The organism is Haloferax namakaokahaiae (assembly GCF_042663225.1).
Lineage (GTDB): Archaea > Halobacteriota > Halobacteria > Halobacteriales > Haloferacaceae > Haloferax > Haloferax namakaokahaiae.
In genome coordinates, this window is the sequence record NZ_JBHTAA010000005.1 from 1,503,892 (window position 1) to 1,521,292 (window position 17,401).

At 62.7% G+C, this 17,401-nt stretch carries 21 protein-coding genes and 1 tRNA gene; 11 read left to right on the forward strand and 11 right to left on the reverse strand.

Annotated elements, in window-relative coordinates:
• Positions 1–23: 23 nt before the first annotated feature.
• From ACFQJC_RS15590 to ACFQJC_RS15600, 3 genes are all read right to left on the reverse strand, one after another.
• Complete coding sequence (locus ACFQJC_RS15590) at positions 24–404, reverse strand: DUF7522 family protein (RefSeq protein WP_390225079.1); 381 nt, start codon at positions 402–404, stop codon at positions 24–26.
• A gap of 151 nt (positions 405–555) precedes the next feature.
• Positions 556–1,158, reverse strand: a complete 603-nt coding sequence (locus tag ACFQJC_RS15595) for a protein sorting system archaetidylserine decarboxylase (RefSeq protein WP_390225080.1) — start codon at positions 1,156–1,158, stop codon at positions 556–558.
• Between the two features lies 1 nt (position 1,159).
• Entirely contained in the window at positions 1,160–2,185 is a 1,026-nt protein-coding gene (locus ACFQJC_RS15600) for an AAA family ATPase (RefSeq protein WP_390225082.1), read from the reverse strand.
• A gap of 129 nt (positions 2,186–2,314) precedes the next feature.
• Between ACFQJC_RS15600 and rnz the strand changes: the two genes are divergently transcribed.
• Together rnz and ACFQJC_RS15610 are read left to right on the forward strand one after the other, a co-directional pair.
• Positions 2,315–3,241, forward strand: coding sequence for a ribonuclease Z (rnz, locus tag ACFQJC_RS15605; RefSeq protein WP_390225640.1), 927 nt, complete (start codon positions 2,315–2,317; stop codon positions 3,239–3,241).
• Between the two features lie 48 nt (positions 3,242–3,289).
• Positions 3,290–4,165, forward strand: coding sequence for a PhzF family phenazine biosynthesis protein (locus tag ACFQJC_RS15610; protein WP_390225084.1), 876 nt, complete (start codon positions 3,290–3,292; stop codon positions 4,163–4,165).
• A 37-nt stretch (positions 4,166–4,202) separates the two neighbouring features.
• On the opposite strand, the gene ACFQJC_RS15615 is transcribed toward ACFQJC_RS15610, so the two are convergent.
• The gene (locus ACFQJC_RS15615) at positions 4,203–4,547 is read right to left on the reverse strand and encodes a DUF8108 domain-containing protein (protein ID WP_390225086.1); all 345 of its coding nucleotides are present in this window, start codon (positions 4,545–4,547) and stop codon (positions 4,203–4,205) included.
• Positions 4,547–5,485 carry a prohibitin family protein gene (locus ACFQJC_RS15620; protein ID WP_390225088.1) on the reverse strand — a complete coding sequence of 313 codons (939 nt, stop codon included), beginning with the start codon at positions 5,483–5,485 and terminating at the stop codon, positions 4,547–4,549. Before ACFQJC_RS15620 ends, ACFQJC_RS15615 begins: the two co-directional genes overlap by 1 nt.
• Before the next feature lie 112 nt (positions 5,486–5,597).
• Here ACFQJC_RS15620 and ACFQJC_RS15625 point away from each other — a divergent pair, with 112 nt between their 5' ends.
• Positions 5,598–7,586, forward strand: coding sequence for a DUF460 domain-containing protein (locus ACFQJC_RS15625; protein WP_390225090.1), 1,989 nt, complete (start codon positions 5,598–5,600; stop codon positions 7,584–7,586).
• 24 nt (positions 7,587–7,610) lie between these two features.
• Here the strand turns inward: ACFQJC_RS15625 and ACFQJC_RS15630 are convergent, their stop codons facing one another.
• Positions 7,611–7,922 (reverse strand): ATPase, encoded by a 312-nt coding sequence (locus ACFQJC_RS15630; RefSeq protein WP_390225092.1) that lies wholly within the window; start codon positions 7,920–7,922, stop codon positions 7,611–7,613.
• Positions 7,923–8,008: 86 nt separating this feature from the next.
• On the opposite strand from ACFQJC_RS15630, the gene ACFQJC_RS15635 reads away from it, so the two are divergent.
• A complete protein-coding gene (locus tag ACFQJC_RS15635) occupies positions 8,009–8,995 on the forward strand; it encodes a tyrosine--tRNA ligase (RefSeq protein WP_390225094.1) in 987 nt (328 codons plus the stop codon).
• Positions 8,996–9,013: 18 nt separating this feature from the next.
• Here the strand turns inward: ACFQJC_RS15635 and ACFQJC_RS15640 are convergent, their stop codons facing one another.
• Positions 9,014–9,193, reverse strand: coding sequence for a DUF7470 family protein (locus tag ACFQJC_RS15640; protein ID WP_390225096.1), 180 nt, complete (start codon positions 9,191–9,193; stop codon positions 9,014–9,016).
• Between the two features lie 105 nt (positions 9,194–9,298).
• Here ACFQJC_RS15640 and eif1A point away from each other — a divergent pair, with 105 nt between their 5' ends.
• The 5 genes from eif1A to ACFQJC_RS15665 all read left to right on the forward strand — a co-directional run bounded on the left by eif1A (position 9,299) and on the right by ACFQJC_RS15665 (position 13,862).
• Positions 9,299–9,586, forward strand: a complete 288-nt coding sequence (gene eif1A, locus ACFQJC_RS15645; protein ID WP_390225098.1) for a translation initiation factor eIF-1A — start codon at positions 9,299–9,301, stop codon at positions 9,584–9,586.
• An 84-nt stretch (positions 9,587–9,670) separates the two neighbouring features.
• Positions 9,671–10,534, forward strand: a complete 864-nt coding sequence (rio1, locus tag ACFQJC_RS15650) for a serine/threonine-protein kinase Rio1 (RefSeq protein ID WP_390225100.1) — start codon at positions 9,671–9,673, stop codon at positions 10,532–10,534.
• Between the two features lie 110 nt (positions 10,535–10,644).
• Positions 10,645–11,184 (forward strand): KH domain-containing protein, encoded by a 540-nt coding sequence (locus ACFQJC_RS15655; protein ID WP_390225102.1) that lies wholly within the window; start codon positions 10,645–10,647, stop codon positions 11,182–11,184.
• Positions 11,185–11,474: 290 nt separating this feature from the next.
• On the forward strand, positions 11,475–13,127 hold the full coding sequence (gene thsA / locus ACFQJC_RS15660; RefSeq protein ID WP_390225642.1) for a thermosome subunit alpha: 1,653 nt from the start codon (positions 11,475–11,477) through the stop codon (positions 13,125–13,127).
• A gap of 321 nt (positions 13,128–13,448) precedes the next feature.
• Entirely contained in the window at positions 13,449–13,862 is a 414-nt protein-coding gene (locus ACFQJC_RS15665; RefSeq protein ID WP_390225104.1) for a hypothetical protein, read from the forward strand.
• 148 nt (positions 13,863–14,010) lie between these two features.
• Here the strand turns inward: ACFQJC_RS15665 and ACFQJC_RS15670 are convergent, their stop codons facing one another.
• The 3 genes from ACFQJC_RS15670 to ACFQJC_RS15680 all read right to left on the reverse strand — a co-directional run bounded on the left by ACFQJC_RS15670 (position 14,011) and on the right by ACFQJC_RS15680 (position 15,334).
• On the reverse strand, positions 14,011–14,205 hold the full coding sequence (locus ACFQJC_RS15670) for a hypothetical protein (RefSeq protein ID WP_390225106.1): 195 nt from the start codon (positions 14,203–14,205) through the stop codon (positions 14,011–14,013).
• 637 nt (positions 14,206–14,842) lie between these two features.
• A tRNA-Arg gene (locus ACFQJC_RS15675) sits at positions 14,843–14,916 on the reverse strand.
• A 43-nt stretch (positions 14,917–14,959) separates the two neighbouring features.
• Positions 14,960–15,334 (reverse strand): YccF domain-containing protein, encoded by a 375-nt coding sequence (locus ACFQJC_RS15680; protein WP_390225108.1) that lies wholly within the window; start codon positions 15,332–15,334, stop codon positions 14,960–14,962.
• Positions 15,335–15,418: 84 nt separating this feature from the next.
• On the opposite strand from ACFQJC_RS15680, the gene ACFQJC_RS15685 reads away from it, so the two are divergent.
• Positions 15,419–15,988 carry an AAA family ATPase gene (locus tag ACFQJC_RS15685; RefSeq protein ID WP_390225110.1) on the forward strand — a complete coding sequence of 190 codons (570 nt, stop codon included), beginning with the start codon at positions 15,419–15,421 and terminating at the stop codon, positions 15,986–15,988.
• Entirely contained in the window at positions 15,985–16,404 is a 420-nt protein-coding gene (locus ACFQJC_RS15690) for an RNA-binding domain-containing protein (RefSeq protein WP_390225111.1), read from the forward strand. Before ACFQJC_RS15685 ends, ACFQJC_RS15690 begins: the two co-directional genes overlap by 4 nt.
• Before the next feature lie 13 nt (positions 16,405–16,417).
• On the opposite strand, the gene ACFQJC_RS15695 is transcribed toward ACFQJC_RS15690, so the two are convergent.
• Positions 16,418–17,386, reverse strand: a complete 969-nt coding sequence (locus ACFQJC_RS15695) for a nucleoside recognition protein (protein ID WP_390225113.1) — start codon at positions 17,384–17,386, stop codon at positions 16,418–16,420.
• Between the last annotated feature and the right edge of the window lie 15 nt (positions 17,387–17,401).

The window sequence follows — 17,401 nt, forward strand, 5'->3', positions numbered from 1 at the left end:
ACGTCACGAACACCCGAGAGAGGTTACGCAGCCGTATCGACGATTTGGCGACACCCTTCGATAAACTGCAGAAGGCTGGCACCGGCGTCGGTCGCTACACTGATGAGTATCTGTTCGGTGTCCGAATAGGGGAATTGAACGACGAACGCGCTGTCGTAGTAGTGGACGACGGCCCGCTGTTCACCGATTGGGTGAGACTCGACTAGTTGAGCCAGCGGTAGTGACTCGACGCGAACGTCGTCAACGACTTCGTCGAACGCTCGTTTCGAATACTGTTCTTTGAGGTCACGGCGGAGGTACTGTATCTCGTAGTCGTCTTCCGAGACGATGATAACGGTTCGGAGACCGTCGCCGACACGCGTTTTGAGATAGTTCGCAAGTTGCTGAGCCGTACTTTCGACCATAGTGGTGCCTTGGATTCTGTGCCGACGTATTGTGGTATATTAATGGTATTGGCCATCGGACACCCGAGACCATCCCAGTACATCCCGCTCTCTTCGCGGGACACCAACTCGTGGGTCGATTCCCGAAAATTCGGCTGTCCAACCGTTCGGACTACTCACTTCGTGCTACCACCGACTCGCCCGCCGTCACACTCTCTCCTTTCTCGACCGCAACGTCTTCGACTCCGTACTCCGGCGGCAACAACACGTCCGCCCGAGAGCCGAAGTCGATGTGTCCGAATCGCTCGCCGCGAGCGAGTTCGTCGCCCGCCGAAACGTAGGGGTGAATCCGACGAGCGAACGCACCCGCAATCTGCGAGATTTCGAACTCGCCATCCTCGGATTCGACCACGATATCGACGCGCTCGTTCTTGTCTGAGTCTTTCGAAAACGCGGGTTTGTGCGCGCCGGGTCGGTGTGTCACCTCGCGGACCGTCCCCGAAACAGGGGCGCGGTTGACGTGCACGTCGGTGACGTTCATGAACACGCCAATTCGCACTCTGTCGCCCTCTTCTCGGATGACCGAAACGCGACCGTCGGCAGGTGAGATGATTCCCTCTTTTGGTGGCGACCGCTCCGGGTCGCGGAAGAACCAGAGGACGAACGCGCCGAAGGCGAGCAAAAACGCGCCGACTGGTGGGAGCACGAACGCGAAGATGGCCGCGCCGACGAACGCAGGAACCGCGAACCGCCGATAGCCGGGTGCGAACTTCATTTTAGGCTTCGTTCCGAATCTCCGCGCCCCAACTGGTGAGCAGGTGCGTGAGGTGCAGTCGGTCGTCGATGCCCGTCACGAGGTCCAAATCGACCGAGCCGGCGATTTTGTGGAGGCGTGGGAGTTCGCCGGGACCGAACTTCTCGGGCGTGGCGTCCGCGACACGAAGGATATCTTGGAGGAGTTCCTGCCCCTCGTATCCCTCGTCGTCGAGGAGCGTGGTGATGGTCTTTCGGGCGTCGCGGATGTCGCCGTCGCGGGCCTGAATGAGGAGCGTCTTGAGTTCGTCGTCGAACCCGACCTCGCCGAGGGCGGCGTGGACCGACGACATGGTAATCTCGTCGGCCTCGTTCGCGGTGCGCTGGGCCGAGAGGACGGCCTTGCGGACGTTCCCCTCGGAGGCATCGGTGAGAAATTGGAGACCGCCGGCGTCGTATTCGACGCCCTCGGCGTCGAGGATGTCGGCGAGGAGCGCTTCGAGTGAGTCGTCGTCCGGCGCGGGCATCGGAACGGGGAAACAGCGCGAGCGAATCGGCGGGATGAGTTTCGAGGGTTGACGCGTGGCGATGACGAACTGCGTCGTTCGGTGGTGCTGTTCCATCACGCGGCGAAGCGCCTGCTGGAAGTCCTCGCGGATGGCTTCGGCGTTGTCGAGGACGATAGTCTTGTACGTCCCCGACATCGGGGCGTAACTCGCCGACTCCTTGAGCACGCGATTTATCATGTCGCGTTTGGCCATTCGACTCCGGCCGTCGAGGAACTGCTCGAATCGCGGGTCGCTGCGAATCTGCTTTTTCGTCCGATTGAAGAAGTCGGCGACGTTGAGTTCGATGAGGTCGTTCTCGGGGTCGTCGTGCGCCTCGTGGGCGAGGGCGCGAACGGCGGCGGTCTTGCCGACACCGGGCGGTCCCTGCACCACGAGGTTCATGGGTTCATCGACGGCGCGGCGGAGACGCTCGCGTGCCTCCGGCTGTGGGAGGTCTTCGAGCGTCGGTGCGTGCGTCTCGGTCCACAGCGGCGCGTCCATTGGACTGCGGTAACAGACGGGTGGGTAAGAATCGGTCGGTCCGGCGTCCCACTGCGGGTTCAGAGCACGTCGCAGTCGCGCAGATTCGACGCACGTTTACCGCCGCCGCCACGAGTATCGCCCATGTCTATGCGCGCGACCTTCCTCGGAACCGGCGGGGCGGTTCCCACAACGGTGCGTGCGCCGAGCGCGGTACTGGTCAACCGCGACGGCGAGCGCCTCCTGTTCGATTGCGGGGAGGGCACCCAACGCCAGATGATGCGCTACGGGACCGGCTTCGGTATCTCGCATCTCTTCGTCACCCACCTCCACGGTGACCACATCCTCGGTATTCCCGGTCTCATTCAGACGCTCGACTTCAACGAGCGCGACGACCCGCTGGCCATCCACGGCCCGCCGGGAAGCAAGCGTCACCTCGAAGAACTCGTCCGCGCCGGTGGGTACCAGCCCAGTTTCCACGTCTCGGTCCACGAGACCCGCCCCGGCAACGTCGCGTATCGGGGCGACGACTACGAGGTCCGAGCATTCGAGACCGAACACCGGACCTCCTCGGTGGGTTACGCCTTGGTCGAAGACGACCGACCCGGCCGGTTCAACCGCGAACGCGCCGAAGAACTCGGCGTCCCGGTCGGACCCGAGTTCAGCAAACTCCACGACGGCGAGTCGGTCGAACTCGAAGACGGAACCGTCGTCGAACCCGAACAGGTCGTCGGCGACCCCCGACCCGGCCGCAAACTCGTCTACACCGGCGATACGCGACCGCTGGATTCGACCGCCGAAATCGCCGAGAGTGCCGACCTATTGATTCACGATGCGACGTTCACCGACGACGAGTCGGGACGGGCGGCCAAGACCGGTCACGCGACTGCCCGCGAGGCAGCGCGTGTCGCCCGCGACGCGGGTGTTCGAAAACTCGCGCTCACCCACATCTCGGCGCGCTACGCGGCCCATCCGGACCCGCTCTTGGCGCAAGCGAGCGACGTCTTCGACGGTGACGTGTTCGTCGCCGAAGACGGGCAGACGGTCGAAATTCCGTTTTCGGACGCCGACGACTGACCCCGAATCGGAGGCACGCTTTTCTCGCTCGTCGGGGAATCGACACCCATGCCGACGAACGCCTTCCACATCGTCGATGTGTTTGCGACGGCCAAGTACGCCGGAAACCAACTCGCCGTGTTCGAGGACGCCCAGTCGCTCTCGGACGACGAGCAGGCCGCACTCGCCGTCGAGATGAATTATTCAGAGACGACGTTCGTCGAGGGCGGCGACAGCGAATCAGGATACGACGTTCGAATCTACACGCCAGCGACCGAAATCCCGTTCGCCGGCCACCCGACGCTCGGGACCGCCGCAGTCCTCCGCGAGCACTACGACGCGGGCGACGAGATTACGCTGAACCTCGGTGTCGGCCCCATCTCGGTCACGGTTCGCGGGTCGGGCGACGACGAGACGTACTGGATGAAACAGAACGAACCCGAGTTCGGCGAGACGCTGGAACACGACCGACTCGCAGACGTGCTCTCGCTGGACGAGTCGGACGTGGACACAGAGTGGCCCGTACAGGTCGTCTCGACCGGGCTTCCGGCGGTGATGGTACCGCTCCGCGACCGAGACGCCCTTGGACGAAGCGAAGTGAACCCCATCGCCTATCGAGAACTGCTGGACGAGACGGACGTGGAGAACCTCCTCTTGTTCTGTCCCGACCCGCGCGACGAGGCGCACGATTTCGCGGCGCGTATGTACTGCATGGGCTACGGCATCCCCGAAGACCCGGCGACGGGGAGCGCAAACGGCTGTCTCGCGGGCTATCTCGCCCGCCACGAGTACTTCGGCGACGGCGAGGTCGAAGCAGTGGTCGAACAGGGCTACGAGATGGGCCGGCCGTCGCTCCTCCATCTCGAATCGGAGGCGACCGACGACGGTATCGACATCCACGTCGGTGGGCGCGTCGAGTTCGTCGCAGAAGGGAATCTCGTCTGAGGCGACGTGCGAGTAGGCTCGGGGCGGCGACGACGGCCTAGTCGCGGTGATCGTCGCAGACGGGAACACGGCCCTCGTCGAGCAAGACGACGGGGACGCCGAGGACGACCCACTCGCGGACGTAGTGTCGAATCCGCGTCGCGGGCGCGGCGCACTCGACGCATTCGGCCTCAGTGTCGGATGGAACCGATTCGAGAATTCGCGTTCGTGGGCCGACTGCCATTCGTGTGTAGGCCGGTTGTTTCAGAAGGAGTACGACCAGTCCAGCGGCGACCACGAGACTCACCAGTGGGAGGACGATTCGACCCGCACCCGACCGAACGAGTGCGCCGAACAGTACCAAGAGGGCGACCACGGCGGCGAGTTCACGGGTGAATCGCATCAGGCGGAACTGTTGCTCGAACTGCCTTGCGAGGACGACTCCTGTCCGCTCGAATCGTCGTCGAGCGAGCGGACGAACTGCGGATAGCCGCCGTCGCCGACCGGGATGTACACGGTGTCGGTCTCGTCCAGTTTCTCGATGTACTTCTGGGCGAGCACCTCGTCGGAGAGTGACTCGGCGAGGATTCGGTTCGCGTCCGCTTCACCCTGTGCCTCGATGCGTTTGCGCTCGGCTTCGAGTTCTTCGACGGCGAGTTCGTCTTGTTTCTGTTGGCGGCGCTGTTCGGTGATTTCCTTCTGTTCGACCGCTTGGGCGTACTCCGAGGGGAGTTCGACGTTTCGAATCTGGACGGCTTCGAGGATGATGCCGTCTTTGGCGAACTCCTCGCCGAGTTCCTTCTCGGCGGCGTCTTTCAGTTTCGTCTGACCCTCGCCAGTGTAGATTTCGGTGACCGGGAGTCGGCCCGCTTCGGTTCGGAGGACAGAGCGAATCGAGGGGCGAATCAGGCGCTCTTCTGCGGTTCCGAGCGTCCGGTAGTTCTGGTAGAACGACACCGCTTTCGCGGCGTCGATGCGGTAGCGGACGGTCACGTCGATGTCGGTTCGCAGACCGTCTTGGGTGAGGACCGTGATGGCGTCGTCACCCTGTTGGTTGCCCTCGCCGGCTTTCGAGGACATCGTGTAGGATTGCGGGCGAACCGACATGGAGACGGTCGATTGGGAGACGGGGTTGACGACGTGCGCACCGGGTTCGAAGACGGTTCCGGTGGTCGCACCCCACTTCTTTACGACCTTGACGTTTCCTTCTTCGACGGGTTCCCACGCGAGTAATCCGGCGACGGGAGAGGCGATTAGGAGGAGGGCGAGACAGCCAATGAGGACCATCCGCGTCAACGACCGAGGCGTCGTCGAGGGCGGGGAGGGAATATCAGAACTCATCGTGTCCGATTTTTCAGCATTCCAATTAGTTCCACCGACCGACAACTCGCCGCACCGAGGAGAGTTCCACCCCGGCGTGGAGTATATATCCGGTGCGAACCTAGTCGCCTTCGTGAACGACCGGACGAGCGCGCTCGACTCGGTCGTCTTCGGCATCGACATCCAAAGCGGCGACATCCGTGGCGACGCACCGTCGTACGCGCTCGTCGTCGTGGACAGTCGGGCCGACGAGGTAACGGTCGAGCGAGACGTGGTCTCTTTCCGAAAGTTGCGTCGCCTCATCGAGCGAGACGAACCCGCGCTCATTGCGACGGACAACATGTACGAACTGGCGACCGACAAGGACGACCTGGTTCGATTCTTACGGTGGCTTCCCCACGAATCGCGGTTGGTGCAGGTCACGGGTGCAGAGCGGCCGGAACCCCTCTCGCGGGTGGCCGCCCGCCACGGCGTCCCGTACGGCAAAGAGCCGATGAAGGAGGCCGAGGCGGCCGCGCGTCTCGCACTCGCCAACGTCGGATACGAAGTGGCAGCCTTCGAGAACACGACCACCGTCAAAGTCTCTCGCGGGCGCTCGACCGGCAAAGGTGGCTGGAGCCAAGACCGCTACACGCGCCGGATTCACGGCTCTGTCAAGCGCCAATCCCGAAAAGTGGAATCCGCGCTCAAAGAGGCCGGACTGGACTACGAGCGCGACGTCACCGAGAAGTACGGCGGCTACTCGAACGCCATCTTCACCGTCGAGGCCCGCCCGCAGGACATCCCCGTTTCGAGTAGGCGCTCCGGCGACACCCGCATCGAAATCGAGCGCGAGCGCCGCGACGGCATCGACTTCGAACCGCTCGTCAAACGCCGTGACCGCGTCATCGTCGGCATCGACCCCGGGACGACCACCGGCGTCGCAGTCGTCGGATTGGATGGTCGCGTCCTCGACGTGCACTCCACTCGCACCGCCGACACCCCGGCGATTATCGAATGGCTCATCGAACGCGGCCGGCCGACGCTCGTCGCCGCCGACGTGTATCCCATGCCCGAGACGGTCGAGAAGTTCAGACGGAGTTTCGACGCCGTCGGCTGGAACCCGCCGAGCGATATCGCGGTCGATGAAAAACTCCATCGCACCCGCGAGGCGGCCTACGAGAACGACCACGAGCGCGACGCTCTCGCCGCGGCACTGTTCGCGTTCGACGCTCACGAGGACCAGTTCGAGCGAATCTCTCGAAAGGTCCCCGCCGAAATCGACCGCGAGGAGGTCATCGCCCGCGTCATCTCCAGCGAGGAGTCCGTCGAAGCCGTCTTGCGAACGATGCAATCGGACGACGACGGGGGCGACGACGGCGGGAACGAGGAAGCCCACGAACAACCCGAACTATCGCCCGAAGAGCGCGAGATTCGGGAGTTGAAGACCCGCGTCGAGCGCCTCGAATCCCACATCGACGAACTCACCGACGAACTCGACGCGAAAGAAGAGACCATCGAGGAGTACAAGACGGAACTCTCGGACGCCCGCCGGAAAGAGCGCCAAGAGGCACGCGAGCGCCGCGAAGTCAACCGCCTCGAACGCGACAACGGCCGGTTAGAGCGGGAGGTGGAGTCCTTGGAGGAACGGAACGAAGCCCTCTCCGAAAAGCTCGAACGCCTGAAGTCGCTCTGGAAACTCGACCACTCGAACTTTGCGGACGTAAATACGGAGAAGAACCTCGTGCCCGTCAAAATCGTCGAGCAGTTCACGAAAGCCGCGCTGGACGAGACAGTCGAACAGTACGGCATCTCGGCGGGCGACGTGGTGTACTTCCGCGACGCGAGCGGGGCGGGGCGGGCGACTGCGGAGCGACTGGCCGAGTTCGAACCCCGCGTCGTCCTCCGAACCGGGAACCTCTCGGACGTTGCCGAGGAGATTCTCTTCGAAGCGAGCATCCCGGTTTCGCCTGCGGATGGAATGACGATTCAGGAGATAGACGAGTTGGCGATTGCCCGCGAAAAGGAAGTCGAATCGGCGATTGCCGACTGGGAGGAGCGCGCGGCCGAGCGCCAGAAAGAACAGCAGAAGTCGATGGTGGACCAGATTATCTCGGAGCATCGCGCCGAGAACCGACGATAGTTCCCCGATTCTAACTGCCAATCCCTATTCTGCGGCCGCCTCGTTGCCCGTCAACCCACCGACGACGAAGTAGAGCGCCGCCCCGAGCAGCGGAATGAAGAACGCAACCGCGACCCAGAGCGTCGCGTTTCGCTCTTTGAACGTCGCATCGCGGTGAACCCGGTAGGGGAGGTAGACGTGGAAGACGAGGAAGTACACCCCGAAGCCGATGAGGTAGGGCACGTACGCCCCGCCGTTTACCGAGGCCCACATGGCGACGAGCAGGGCGAAGACGACCAGCATGAGCGCCGCGAAGATGAAAATCGGCGCACGCGTCGTGGTTCCAGAGTCCGACATTACCCCGACTTAGACTCGAACCGTGTTGTCCGTTTCGCCACCCGCGTTCCAGAAGTCATATCCCACATCCCCGTCAGAAAGCACGTATGGACGCATACGACCTGATCACTCGGAACGCCTCCGAAGTGGTCACGGAGGACGAAGTGCGCGCGCTGGCCGAGGACCCCGATGGAAAGCGAGCGTACGTGGGCTATGAGCCTTCGGGCGTCCTCCACATCGGTCACATGCTCACGGCGAACAAGCTCATCGACCTGCAGGAGGCGGGCTTCGAAATCGTCGTGCTTCTGGCGGACGTGCACGCCTACCTCAACGGCAAGGGCACGTTCGAGGAGATTCGCCAGACGGCCGACCGGATGAAAGAGCAGTTCATTGCCTACGGGCTCGACGAGAGCCAGACCGAGTTCGTCCTCGGCTCTGACTACCAGATGGACGACGATTACGTGCTCGACCTGCACGCGCTCGAACTCCAGACGACGCTCTCGCGTGCCGAGCGCGCGATGGCCGAAATCAAGAGCGGCGAGAGCGTGACCGTCGCACAGGCGGTCTACCCAATCATGCAGGCACTGGACATCGTCTACCTCGACGTGGACCTCGCCATCGGCGGCATGGAACAGCGCAAGGTGCACATGCTCGCCCGCGACACGCTGCCGAGTATCGACGAGGACGCACCGACCTGCGTGCACACCCCGCTCATCGCGGACCTCTCGACGGGTATCGGGAAGATGTCGTCGTCGTCGGGTGTCAGCCTCTCGATGGAGGACTCGCCCGAAGATATCGAGGAGAAGGTCAACGACGCCTTCTGTCCGCCGACGGCGAACCCCGAACCGACCGACGAGGGCGAGGAACGCGAGAATCCCGTGCTCCAAATCTTCGAGTACCACATCTTCCCGCGCTTCGAGCGCGTCGTGGTCGAGCGACCCGACGAGTACGGCGGCAACCTCGAATACGACGACTACGAGTCGCTCGAAGCCGACCTCGAATCGGGCGAACTCCACCCGCTCGATGCGAAGGGCGCACTCGCCGGCTACCTGGACGAACTCATCGCACCCGGCCGCGAGAAGATAAACGCCTAAGCAGGCGACTGCGCCGACTCAGGCCATTCCGAACATCTTCATCACGCCCTCTGCGAGACCGCTGGCGACGAGTCCGAGTCCGGCGACGACGAGCGCGAGACCGGCGGCGACGATGGGCGCTTGGATGGCGACGATAGCGATACCGACGAGGAGACAGGCGATTCCGGCGAGACCTTTCGTGCCGAGTTTATCGAGCATATCACGAACGCGAGGCCCTGCGGCCCTAAAGCCGTCGCTCCGTGGGAGGTTCAAATGCGAACAAACGTCGGCGGGTTTAAACAATACGGCGTAGAATCGTGGCGTATGAGCGACGAGAACGAGCGCCGCCGAGACCTACGAATGCCGAACGACGACGAAGTGTTCGCCGTCGTGACGAACATGCTCGGTGCCAATCGTATTCGCGTCCGCTGTGCAGACGGCGTCGAGCGGACCGCGCGCATCCCCGGTCGGATGCAAAAACGCATCTGGATTCGAGAAGACGACGTTGTGCTCGTCGAACCGTGGGACTGGCAAGACGAGAAGGCAGACGTGTCGTGGCGATACGAGAAGTCCGAAGCCGACCAACTCCGCCGCGAAGGCCACATCCAGTAACGCTCGCTTCGCACTCACGTTCTCAGCTCGACCCGACACGCAGAGCCTTGCGCTTTTCATCTCGCCTCCCGTAGCCTCAGTCCAATGAGTGACGAGTTCGGCTTGGTCGAACCCCAAGAAGGGGAGGCGTTCGGCGACGAGTGGGAGGAGATAGACCTCTCCGACTCGGCGGCGGACCGCATAGCGAAACGGAAGGACAGAGACTTCGACGAGTTTCGGATGCGTCTCAAGGACGCCGACCAGTTCAAAGTCGAACAGTCCGTCTTCGACGACGCGACGTTCGCGGCCATCTACAAACTCGTCCAAGACGGCTACATCAACGCGTTCGGCGGCCCGATTTCGACCGGCAAAGAGGCGAACGTCTTCGAGGCCCTCGGCGGCGACGAAGCCGACGTGGCGGTCAAAATCTACCGCATCAACGCCTCCGACTTCCGCCACATGCGCGACTACCTCGAAGGCGACCCGCGCTTCCAGAGCATCGGCCACGACAAGGGCCAAGTCGTCATGGCGTGGGTCCGAAAGGAGTACGCCAACCTCGAACGCGCCCAGCGAGCGGGGGTTCGCGTCCCGAACCCAATCGCCGTCGAGCGCAACGTGCTCGTCATGGAACTCGTCGGCCACGCCGACGACCGAGCACGACGCCTCTCAGAGGTCAACGTCGAGAACCCGCAGACCGCCTTCGAAGTCGTCCGCGAGTACATGCGTCGCCTGTATCGCGCCGGTCTCGTCCACGGCGACCTCTCCGAATACAACCTCATCATCCACGAGGGCGAACTCGTCGTCATCGACCTCGGCCAAGCAGTCACGATTCACCACCCGAACGCCGTCTCCTTCTTGGAGCGCGACTGCCGCAACGTCGCCAAATTCTTCAGCAGACAAGGTGCCGACGCCGACGCAGACCAGTTGTTCGACTTCGTGACTGCCGAGGAAGAAGCCGACGACGAGTAACGTCTCGAACGCTCGCTGGGTCGCACCTGCACGGCAGCGACGTATGCGAACAGGACACGTAGCGCCCCCGCGAGCGAACGCTTAAACCGTTCCACCGGGTATCGACTCCTATGCAGCACGTCAAGGTGCCGCAGGACCGTATCGGTGTTCTCATTGGTGAAGGTGGCTCGACGATGCGAGAGATCGAGCAACGTGCCGAAGTTCGATTGGATATCGACTCGGAGAACGGAAGCGTCGCTATCGACAGCGTCGGCGACCCCGTCCTCGGCATGATTGCCCCCGACATCGTTCGCGCTGTCGGCCGCGGATTCGCCCCCGAGGACGCACTCACGCTCCTGCAAGACGACATGATGATGTTCGAACTCATCGACATCGACCGCCACTCGCGGAACAAGAACGACATGCGGCGGAAGAAGGGCCGTCTCATCGGAGAGAACGGTCGCACCCGCGAACTCATGGAAGAACTCACCGGTGCCGACGTGGTCATCTACGGTTCGACGCTCGGTATCATCGGCAAGGCCGAAGAAGTGCAGGTAGTTCGCCGCGCCGTCGAGATGATTCTCGATGGTGCCCCACACGGAGCGGTGTACTCCTTCCTCGAACGGAAGCACAACGAGCTGACCCAGGGCTTCAACGTCCGCAACACGTAATCGCCGACACCGATACGGCACTGCCACGAACCGGTTTTTTTCTGACTGACGACTCCTTCGTTTGAGTGTACTCAGTCTCTCGTCCGACCGTGGGTTTCTCGAACCACGCCCAGTCTCCCGAATCACCACCCGCGACAGCGACGACAAGCGGCCGAAAACTCGACCCCGTCTGTGAATCGAAACCGCCGTACCGTGCCGGGTTTTGACATGCCATGGTTCAAAACATTTTTATAGAATCGCAAACAACGAACGGGCTGAACATGGCGCAGCGAATGCAGCAGGGTCAGCCCATGATTATCCTGGGCGAAGACTCGCAGCGAACCTCCGGTAAAGATGCACAGTCGATGAACATCACAGCCGGAAAGGCGGTGGCCGAGGCCGTACGGACGACGCTCGGACCCAAGGGGATGGACAAGATGCTCGTCGATTCGTCGGGCCAGGTCGTCGTCACGAACGACGGCGTCACCATCCTCAAGGAGATGGACATCGACCACCCCGCGGCGAACATGATCGTCGAGGTCTCCGAGACGCAGGAAGACGAAGTCGGAGACGGCACGACGACCGCAGTCGTCATCGCGGGCGAACTGCTCGACCAGGCCGAAGACCTCCTCGACTCTGACGTCCACGCGACGACCATCGCACAGGGCTACCGTCAGGCCGCCGAGAAGGCCAAGGAAGTCCTCGAATCGAAGGCTATCGACGTGACCGAGGACGACCGCGAGACGCTCCTGAAGATCGCCGCGACCGCGATGACCGGCAAGGGCGCAGAGTCCGCGAAGGACCTGCTCGCCGAACTCGTCGTGGACGGCGTGCTCGCAGTCAAGGACGAGGACGGCATCGACACCGGCAACATCTCCGTCGAGAAGGTCGTCGGCGGCACCATCAACAACTCCGAACTCGTCGAGGGCGTCATCGTCAACAAGACGCGCGTTGACGAGAACATGCCCTTCGGCGTCGAGGACGCGAACATCGCCATCCTCGACGACGCGCTCGAAGTGAAGGAGACCTCCATCGACGCAGAGGTCAACGTCACCGACCCCGACCAGCTTCAGCAGTTCCTCGACCAAGAGGAGAAGCAGCTGAAGGAGATGGTGGACCAGCTCGTTGATGTCGGTGCTGACGTGGTCTTCGTCGGCGACGGCATCGACGACATGGCCCAGCACTACCTCGCAAAAGAGGGCATCCTCGCGGTCCGCCGCGCCAAGTCCTCGGACCTCAAGCGTCTCGCCCGCGCGACGGGCGGCCGCGTCGTCAGCAACCTCGACGACCTCGAAGAAGACGACCTCGGCTTCGCCGGCTCCGTCGCACAGAAGGACGTCGGCGGCGACGAGCGCATCTTCGTCGAAGACGTCGAAGACGCGAAGTCCGTCACGCTCATCCTCCGCGGCGGCACCGAACACGTCGTGGACGAACTCGAACGCGCCATCGACGACTCGCTCGGCGTGGTTCGCACGACGCTCGAAGACGGCAAAGTGCTCCCCGGCGGCGGCGCACCCGAGACGGAACTCTCGCTCGCGCTCCGCGAGTTCGCCGACTCCGTCGGCGGCCGCGAACAGCTCGCCGTCGAAGCCTTCGCTGAAGCGCTCGACGTCATCCCGCGCACCCTCGCCGAGAACGCCGGTCTCGACCCCATCGACTCGCTCGTCAACCTTCGCTCGCGCCACGACGCCGGCGAGTTCGCCGCCGGTCTCGACGCCTACACGGGCGACGTCATCGACATGGAAGCAGAGGGCGTCGTCGAACCCCTCCGCGTCAAGACGCAGGCCATCGAGTCCGCGACCGAAGCCGCTGTCATGATTCTCCGCATCGACGACGTCATCGCCGCTGGCGACCTCTCCGGTGGTCAGGTCGGTGACGACGACGACGAAGGCGGCGCACCCGGCGGCATGGGCGGCGGCATGGGTGGCATGGGCGGTATGGGCGGCATGGGCGGTGCTATGTGAAAATCGGAGAAACCGATTCTCCATAGGCCACCATCCACTCACCACCTGACTCCCGTATCGACGTTCGACCATCGGCTCGGTTTCACATCATTTTCGACCGTTTCACACCCGTCAGCCGTCGGTCCACGACTGAAACCGTCGTTAACAGCGACGTAAACGAACCCCCACGAGACGGCCGTCGGATTACGAACGCCCGAGAGTTTTGAAACAGCTACTTTTCCGACACAGTATTCGACAAATCGCCATAATTTTGCGGTTAGACACACCGAAACGGTGAATCGCCGACGCCTACTTATGACCCATGGCATCGACTACCAAGGTATGACTTCCACCGGGACTACGGACAGCCCTACCGTCTCGGACCCCCTCGACCCGTCCAGACGACCGCCGTTTCTCGCAGTCGTCAGCCCGCGCGTCGCCGAAGCGGCCGCTGTCGCCACCACGGTCCTCCCCGGCGTCACGCCCGTCATCCACGCACCCCACCCCACCGCACCCTCTCGCCTTCGTGCGACACTCGCCTCGATACGAAGTGAAGATAGACCGCTCGTCGTCGCCACCGACAGCGCCGCCATCGCCCGCGACGCGGACCGAATCATCGTCACGGACGGCGGCGACATCTTAGAAGACGGCACGCCCGACGAGTTGCTCGCGCTCCCGAGCGTCTACGCTCAACTGTACAGCGACGAAATCGGCGCGAACTTCGTCGGTCCCGCCCCCGACATCGCCGACGAGTAGCCACCCGAACGGTTTCGGCGCTGGCGCGTGTAGGCGAACTATGGGCGACAGAGCGTGCTACCGAGAGTTCTGTCCGGACTGCGACGCCTCGGTGACTATCGTCGATGAGACGTGCCCCGAGTGTGGCCGCGAGTTGCAACTCGTCTAACTACCGTTCGCCGTCGATGTGGTGGACGGCGTTCGGCGAGAACACCCGACCGTCCGAGACTTCGACCCATCCATTGCCGAGAATTCGAACCGACCCTTCGTGTAGGACGACCTCTTTTTCGGCGTCTCCGTAGACGACGGCGTGGTCGAAGGTGTGTTCGAAGAGCGACGGCGGCGAAAACGGTGACATGACCATAGCTCCGTTTTCACGCCGGAGTTGATGATTGTTTGCCACGATGAGAGGATAACGAAATCTTACGTGCGGTAAGAGTGTGTTAATCGAGTGATGAGAGCGACATTTTCGGCCTCCAGTAGACTCAGCTAGTGATGTTTCGAGACTGTACTGAACACGGAGTGCAACCGTCTCATTCAGACTGATACTGCCGATAGGTTCTCACGAGAAGGACGGCACTGAGAAGACTCCCACCGAGAAAAACGAGCCAAAGGGTGGAGAATGGCACCTGCGAGTCAGCTGCTCGAAATAGAATTCCCGTCAGAAGGGCAAAAATAATCAGTTCTGCCTTTCGGGAGACCACATTCTAAGAATCAATAGCCCTTCACAAAAAGAGCACGACGAGGGTTCAAATCCTGCTGCGTGGCGTTCCAACACGCCTCGCTGCCGCTCGGCGGTTTCCACGAGCTACGAAAAGAGCGCGACGGGAGTCCCGTGAGCACCGCGAACGGGACTCAGTGAACGGAGTTCACGGGATTGAGCAAACGCGAAGCGTTTGCGACGGGATTCGAACCAAAACGAGACTCGCTCCGCTCGTCTCGTAGGGCCGCGAATCCTGTCGGAGACGTCACTACTGCTCGCTGCCGCTCGCAGAAGATGACGAGCGCGACGGGATTCGAACCCGCGGCCGTCGGATTAGAAGTCCGATGCTCTGTCCAACTGAGCTACGCGCCCTCGTCTCTCACAAACAGGTGCCAAATGAAAAACGAATCGGCTTCTAGCCGTCGAACCGGTACAGCGAGGTCACGTAAGGGAGCCGATTGAACATCCAGAAGGCAATCGGCAGGCCGATAATCGTGACCGCGAAGAACGCCGCCGCGTTCGCCCAGAACCAACTGAGCCACCAGCCGACGAAGACGAAGTAGACGGCGCGAACGACGAACGAGTGCTGACTCCGGCCCTCGTGTGTATCGCGCTCTCGCGGCTCTTTGAGCGAGAGGACGGTCGGGACGAGGTTGATGAGTGCAATCCCGAGCGGGATGCCGATGACGGTGGCGTTGAGGAACCACGCGATGTTGACGACGACGGGTGTCGCCCACCAGCCGATGAAGACGAACCAGAGGGCACGAACGAGGAGGGAACGGTCTGCCATAGTGGATACACGATGGGACGGTGGAAAAATCACGCGGCGGGTCGAAGGGAGGGGTTTAACAGCGCCAACGAGGTATGACCGCCCATGAGAGTCATCGGGACGGTTGGCCTGCCCGGGAGCGGCAAGGGCGAACTCGCCGAAGTCGCCCGCGAGGCGGGGATTCCCGTCGTGACGATGGGAGACATCATCCGCCAAGAGTGTCGCAACCGCGGGCTCGACCCGGCGACGGACCACGGGAAGATTGCGAAGGCACTCCGCGAGGAAGAAGGCGACGACGCCATCGCGGCGCGCTCGCTTCCCGTCGTCGAGTCGCACCTCGAATCGACCGACCTCGTGGTCGTCGATGGGCTTCGTTCGGACGTCGAACTCGACTGCTTCCGCGAGGCGTTCGGAGACGAATTCGTACTCGTGAGCGTCGAAGCGCCGTTCGAGATGCGCGCCGAACGCCTGTTGGACCGCGGCCGCGACGAGAGCGACACCGACCTCGAAGCCCTGAAAAAGCGCGAGGCGCGCGAACTCGACTTCGGGATGGACGAGGCGATGGACCGCGCCGACGTGGTCATCGAGAACACCGACTCGCTCGACGCGTATCGGGAGAAAATCGCTCGCCTGTTCGACGACGGCCCAGAAGCCGTCGCGGAGGCCGAACGATGATTTACAGCGTTGACGTTCGCATCGAAGCGCCAGTCCGCGATACGGAGGTCACCGACCGCGTGAGAGACGCCGTCTCGAACATCTTCCCGGCGGTCGAACTCGAATCCGAACCCGGCCGACTGGTCGGCGAGTCGCACGAACTCGAACGCTTCTCCGAGAAACTGCACGAACAGACCATCCTCGATACGGCGCGCCGCGAATTCGCCAAGCGACAGGACGACGAAGGCTTCTCGTTCTCGCTCAAGAAGCAAGCGGCGTTCAAAGGCGTCGTCAACTTCTCGGTCGGCAGTCCGGACGAACTCGGCGACATCGAAGTCCACGTTCGCGTCCGCGACCCGTCGGTCGAGGAACTCATCGACCACATCGCCCCGCCGACGAAAGACGGTAAACCAATCGACCCCGCCGACCGCGACTGAGAATAGCGACCGATTAAGCGACCAACAGCGCCACCGCGAGGGCGATAAACACGATTTTCAAACTGGTGTTGACGAGGATGACCTTCGAGCCGAACGAGGGTCCCCAGATGCCGTACTGAAACGGAATCGACCGCTTGAACGTCGAGACGGTAAAGGAGACGATACCGCCGAGAAGCATCGTCGCAACCGCCTGCGTCGGGGTGAACGTCTCGCCGACGAGCGGGGCAATCGTCGCCGCGCCGGCGGTCGTATCGAACGCGAACACGGCAATCACGGGGACCGCCGCACCGGGGAGACCGACGAGCGTTGCGAGCGGGTCGGCGAACGCCGTCAGCGCGTCGAGGTCGGTCGTCCGAACGAGGAGCGTCACGAGCACGTAGACGACCGCGAGACGCGGCACCAGTCGCCTCAGTTTGTCCCACGTCTTGCGGGCCGCTTCTTCGACCAACTCGCTCTTGGTCTGGTCGTTATCGTCGTCGCCAGCACCGTCGGTTTCGACCGACGCGGTCGCACTGCCAGCGCGGTCCGAGAGCAACAGCGCGCCAGCGGCGACGCCGGTGACGGTGATAGCGAGCGCGATAGCGGCGCGTGCGCCGACGTAGAGCAGGCCGACTTCCATCCCGAGAATGGGAATCAACACCGGCCAGTAGAAGGTGAAGATGTGCTGGACGAACCCGAAGAACGTGTTGATGGTGACCGCAATCAAAGTCTCGCGGTCGTCGAGTGCCCCCGATTCGCGGAACTCGGCGAGCATCCCGTATCCGGCGGTCGTCGAGGCCGCCGTCGTGACGATAGCCGTCCCGACCTCGTCCGGGAGGTTCGCCGGTCCCGTGAGATACCGAGAGAGACCGGCGATTCGCTCCACGAGACCGAGGCTGACGACGAGGTTCGCGGCGAAGACGCCGACGGCGATGTAGAGCGAGATACGTGCGACTCGCGGGAGCACGTCGAAGACGACGGGAAGGACGGCCGACGGTTGCACACGTCGTGGTCGGGA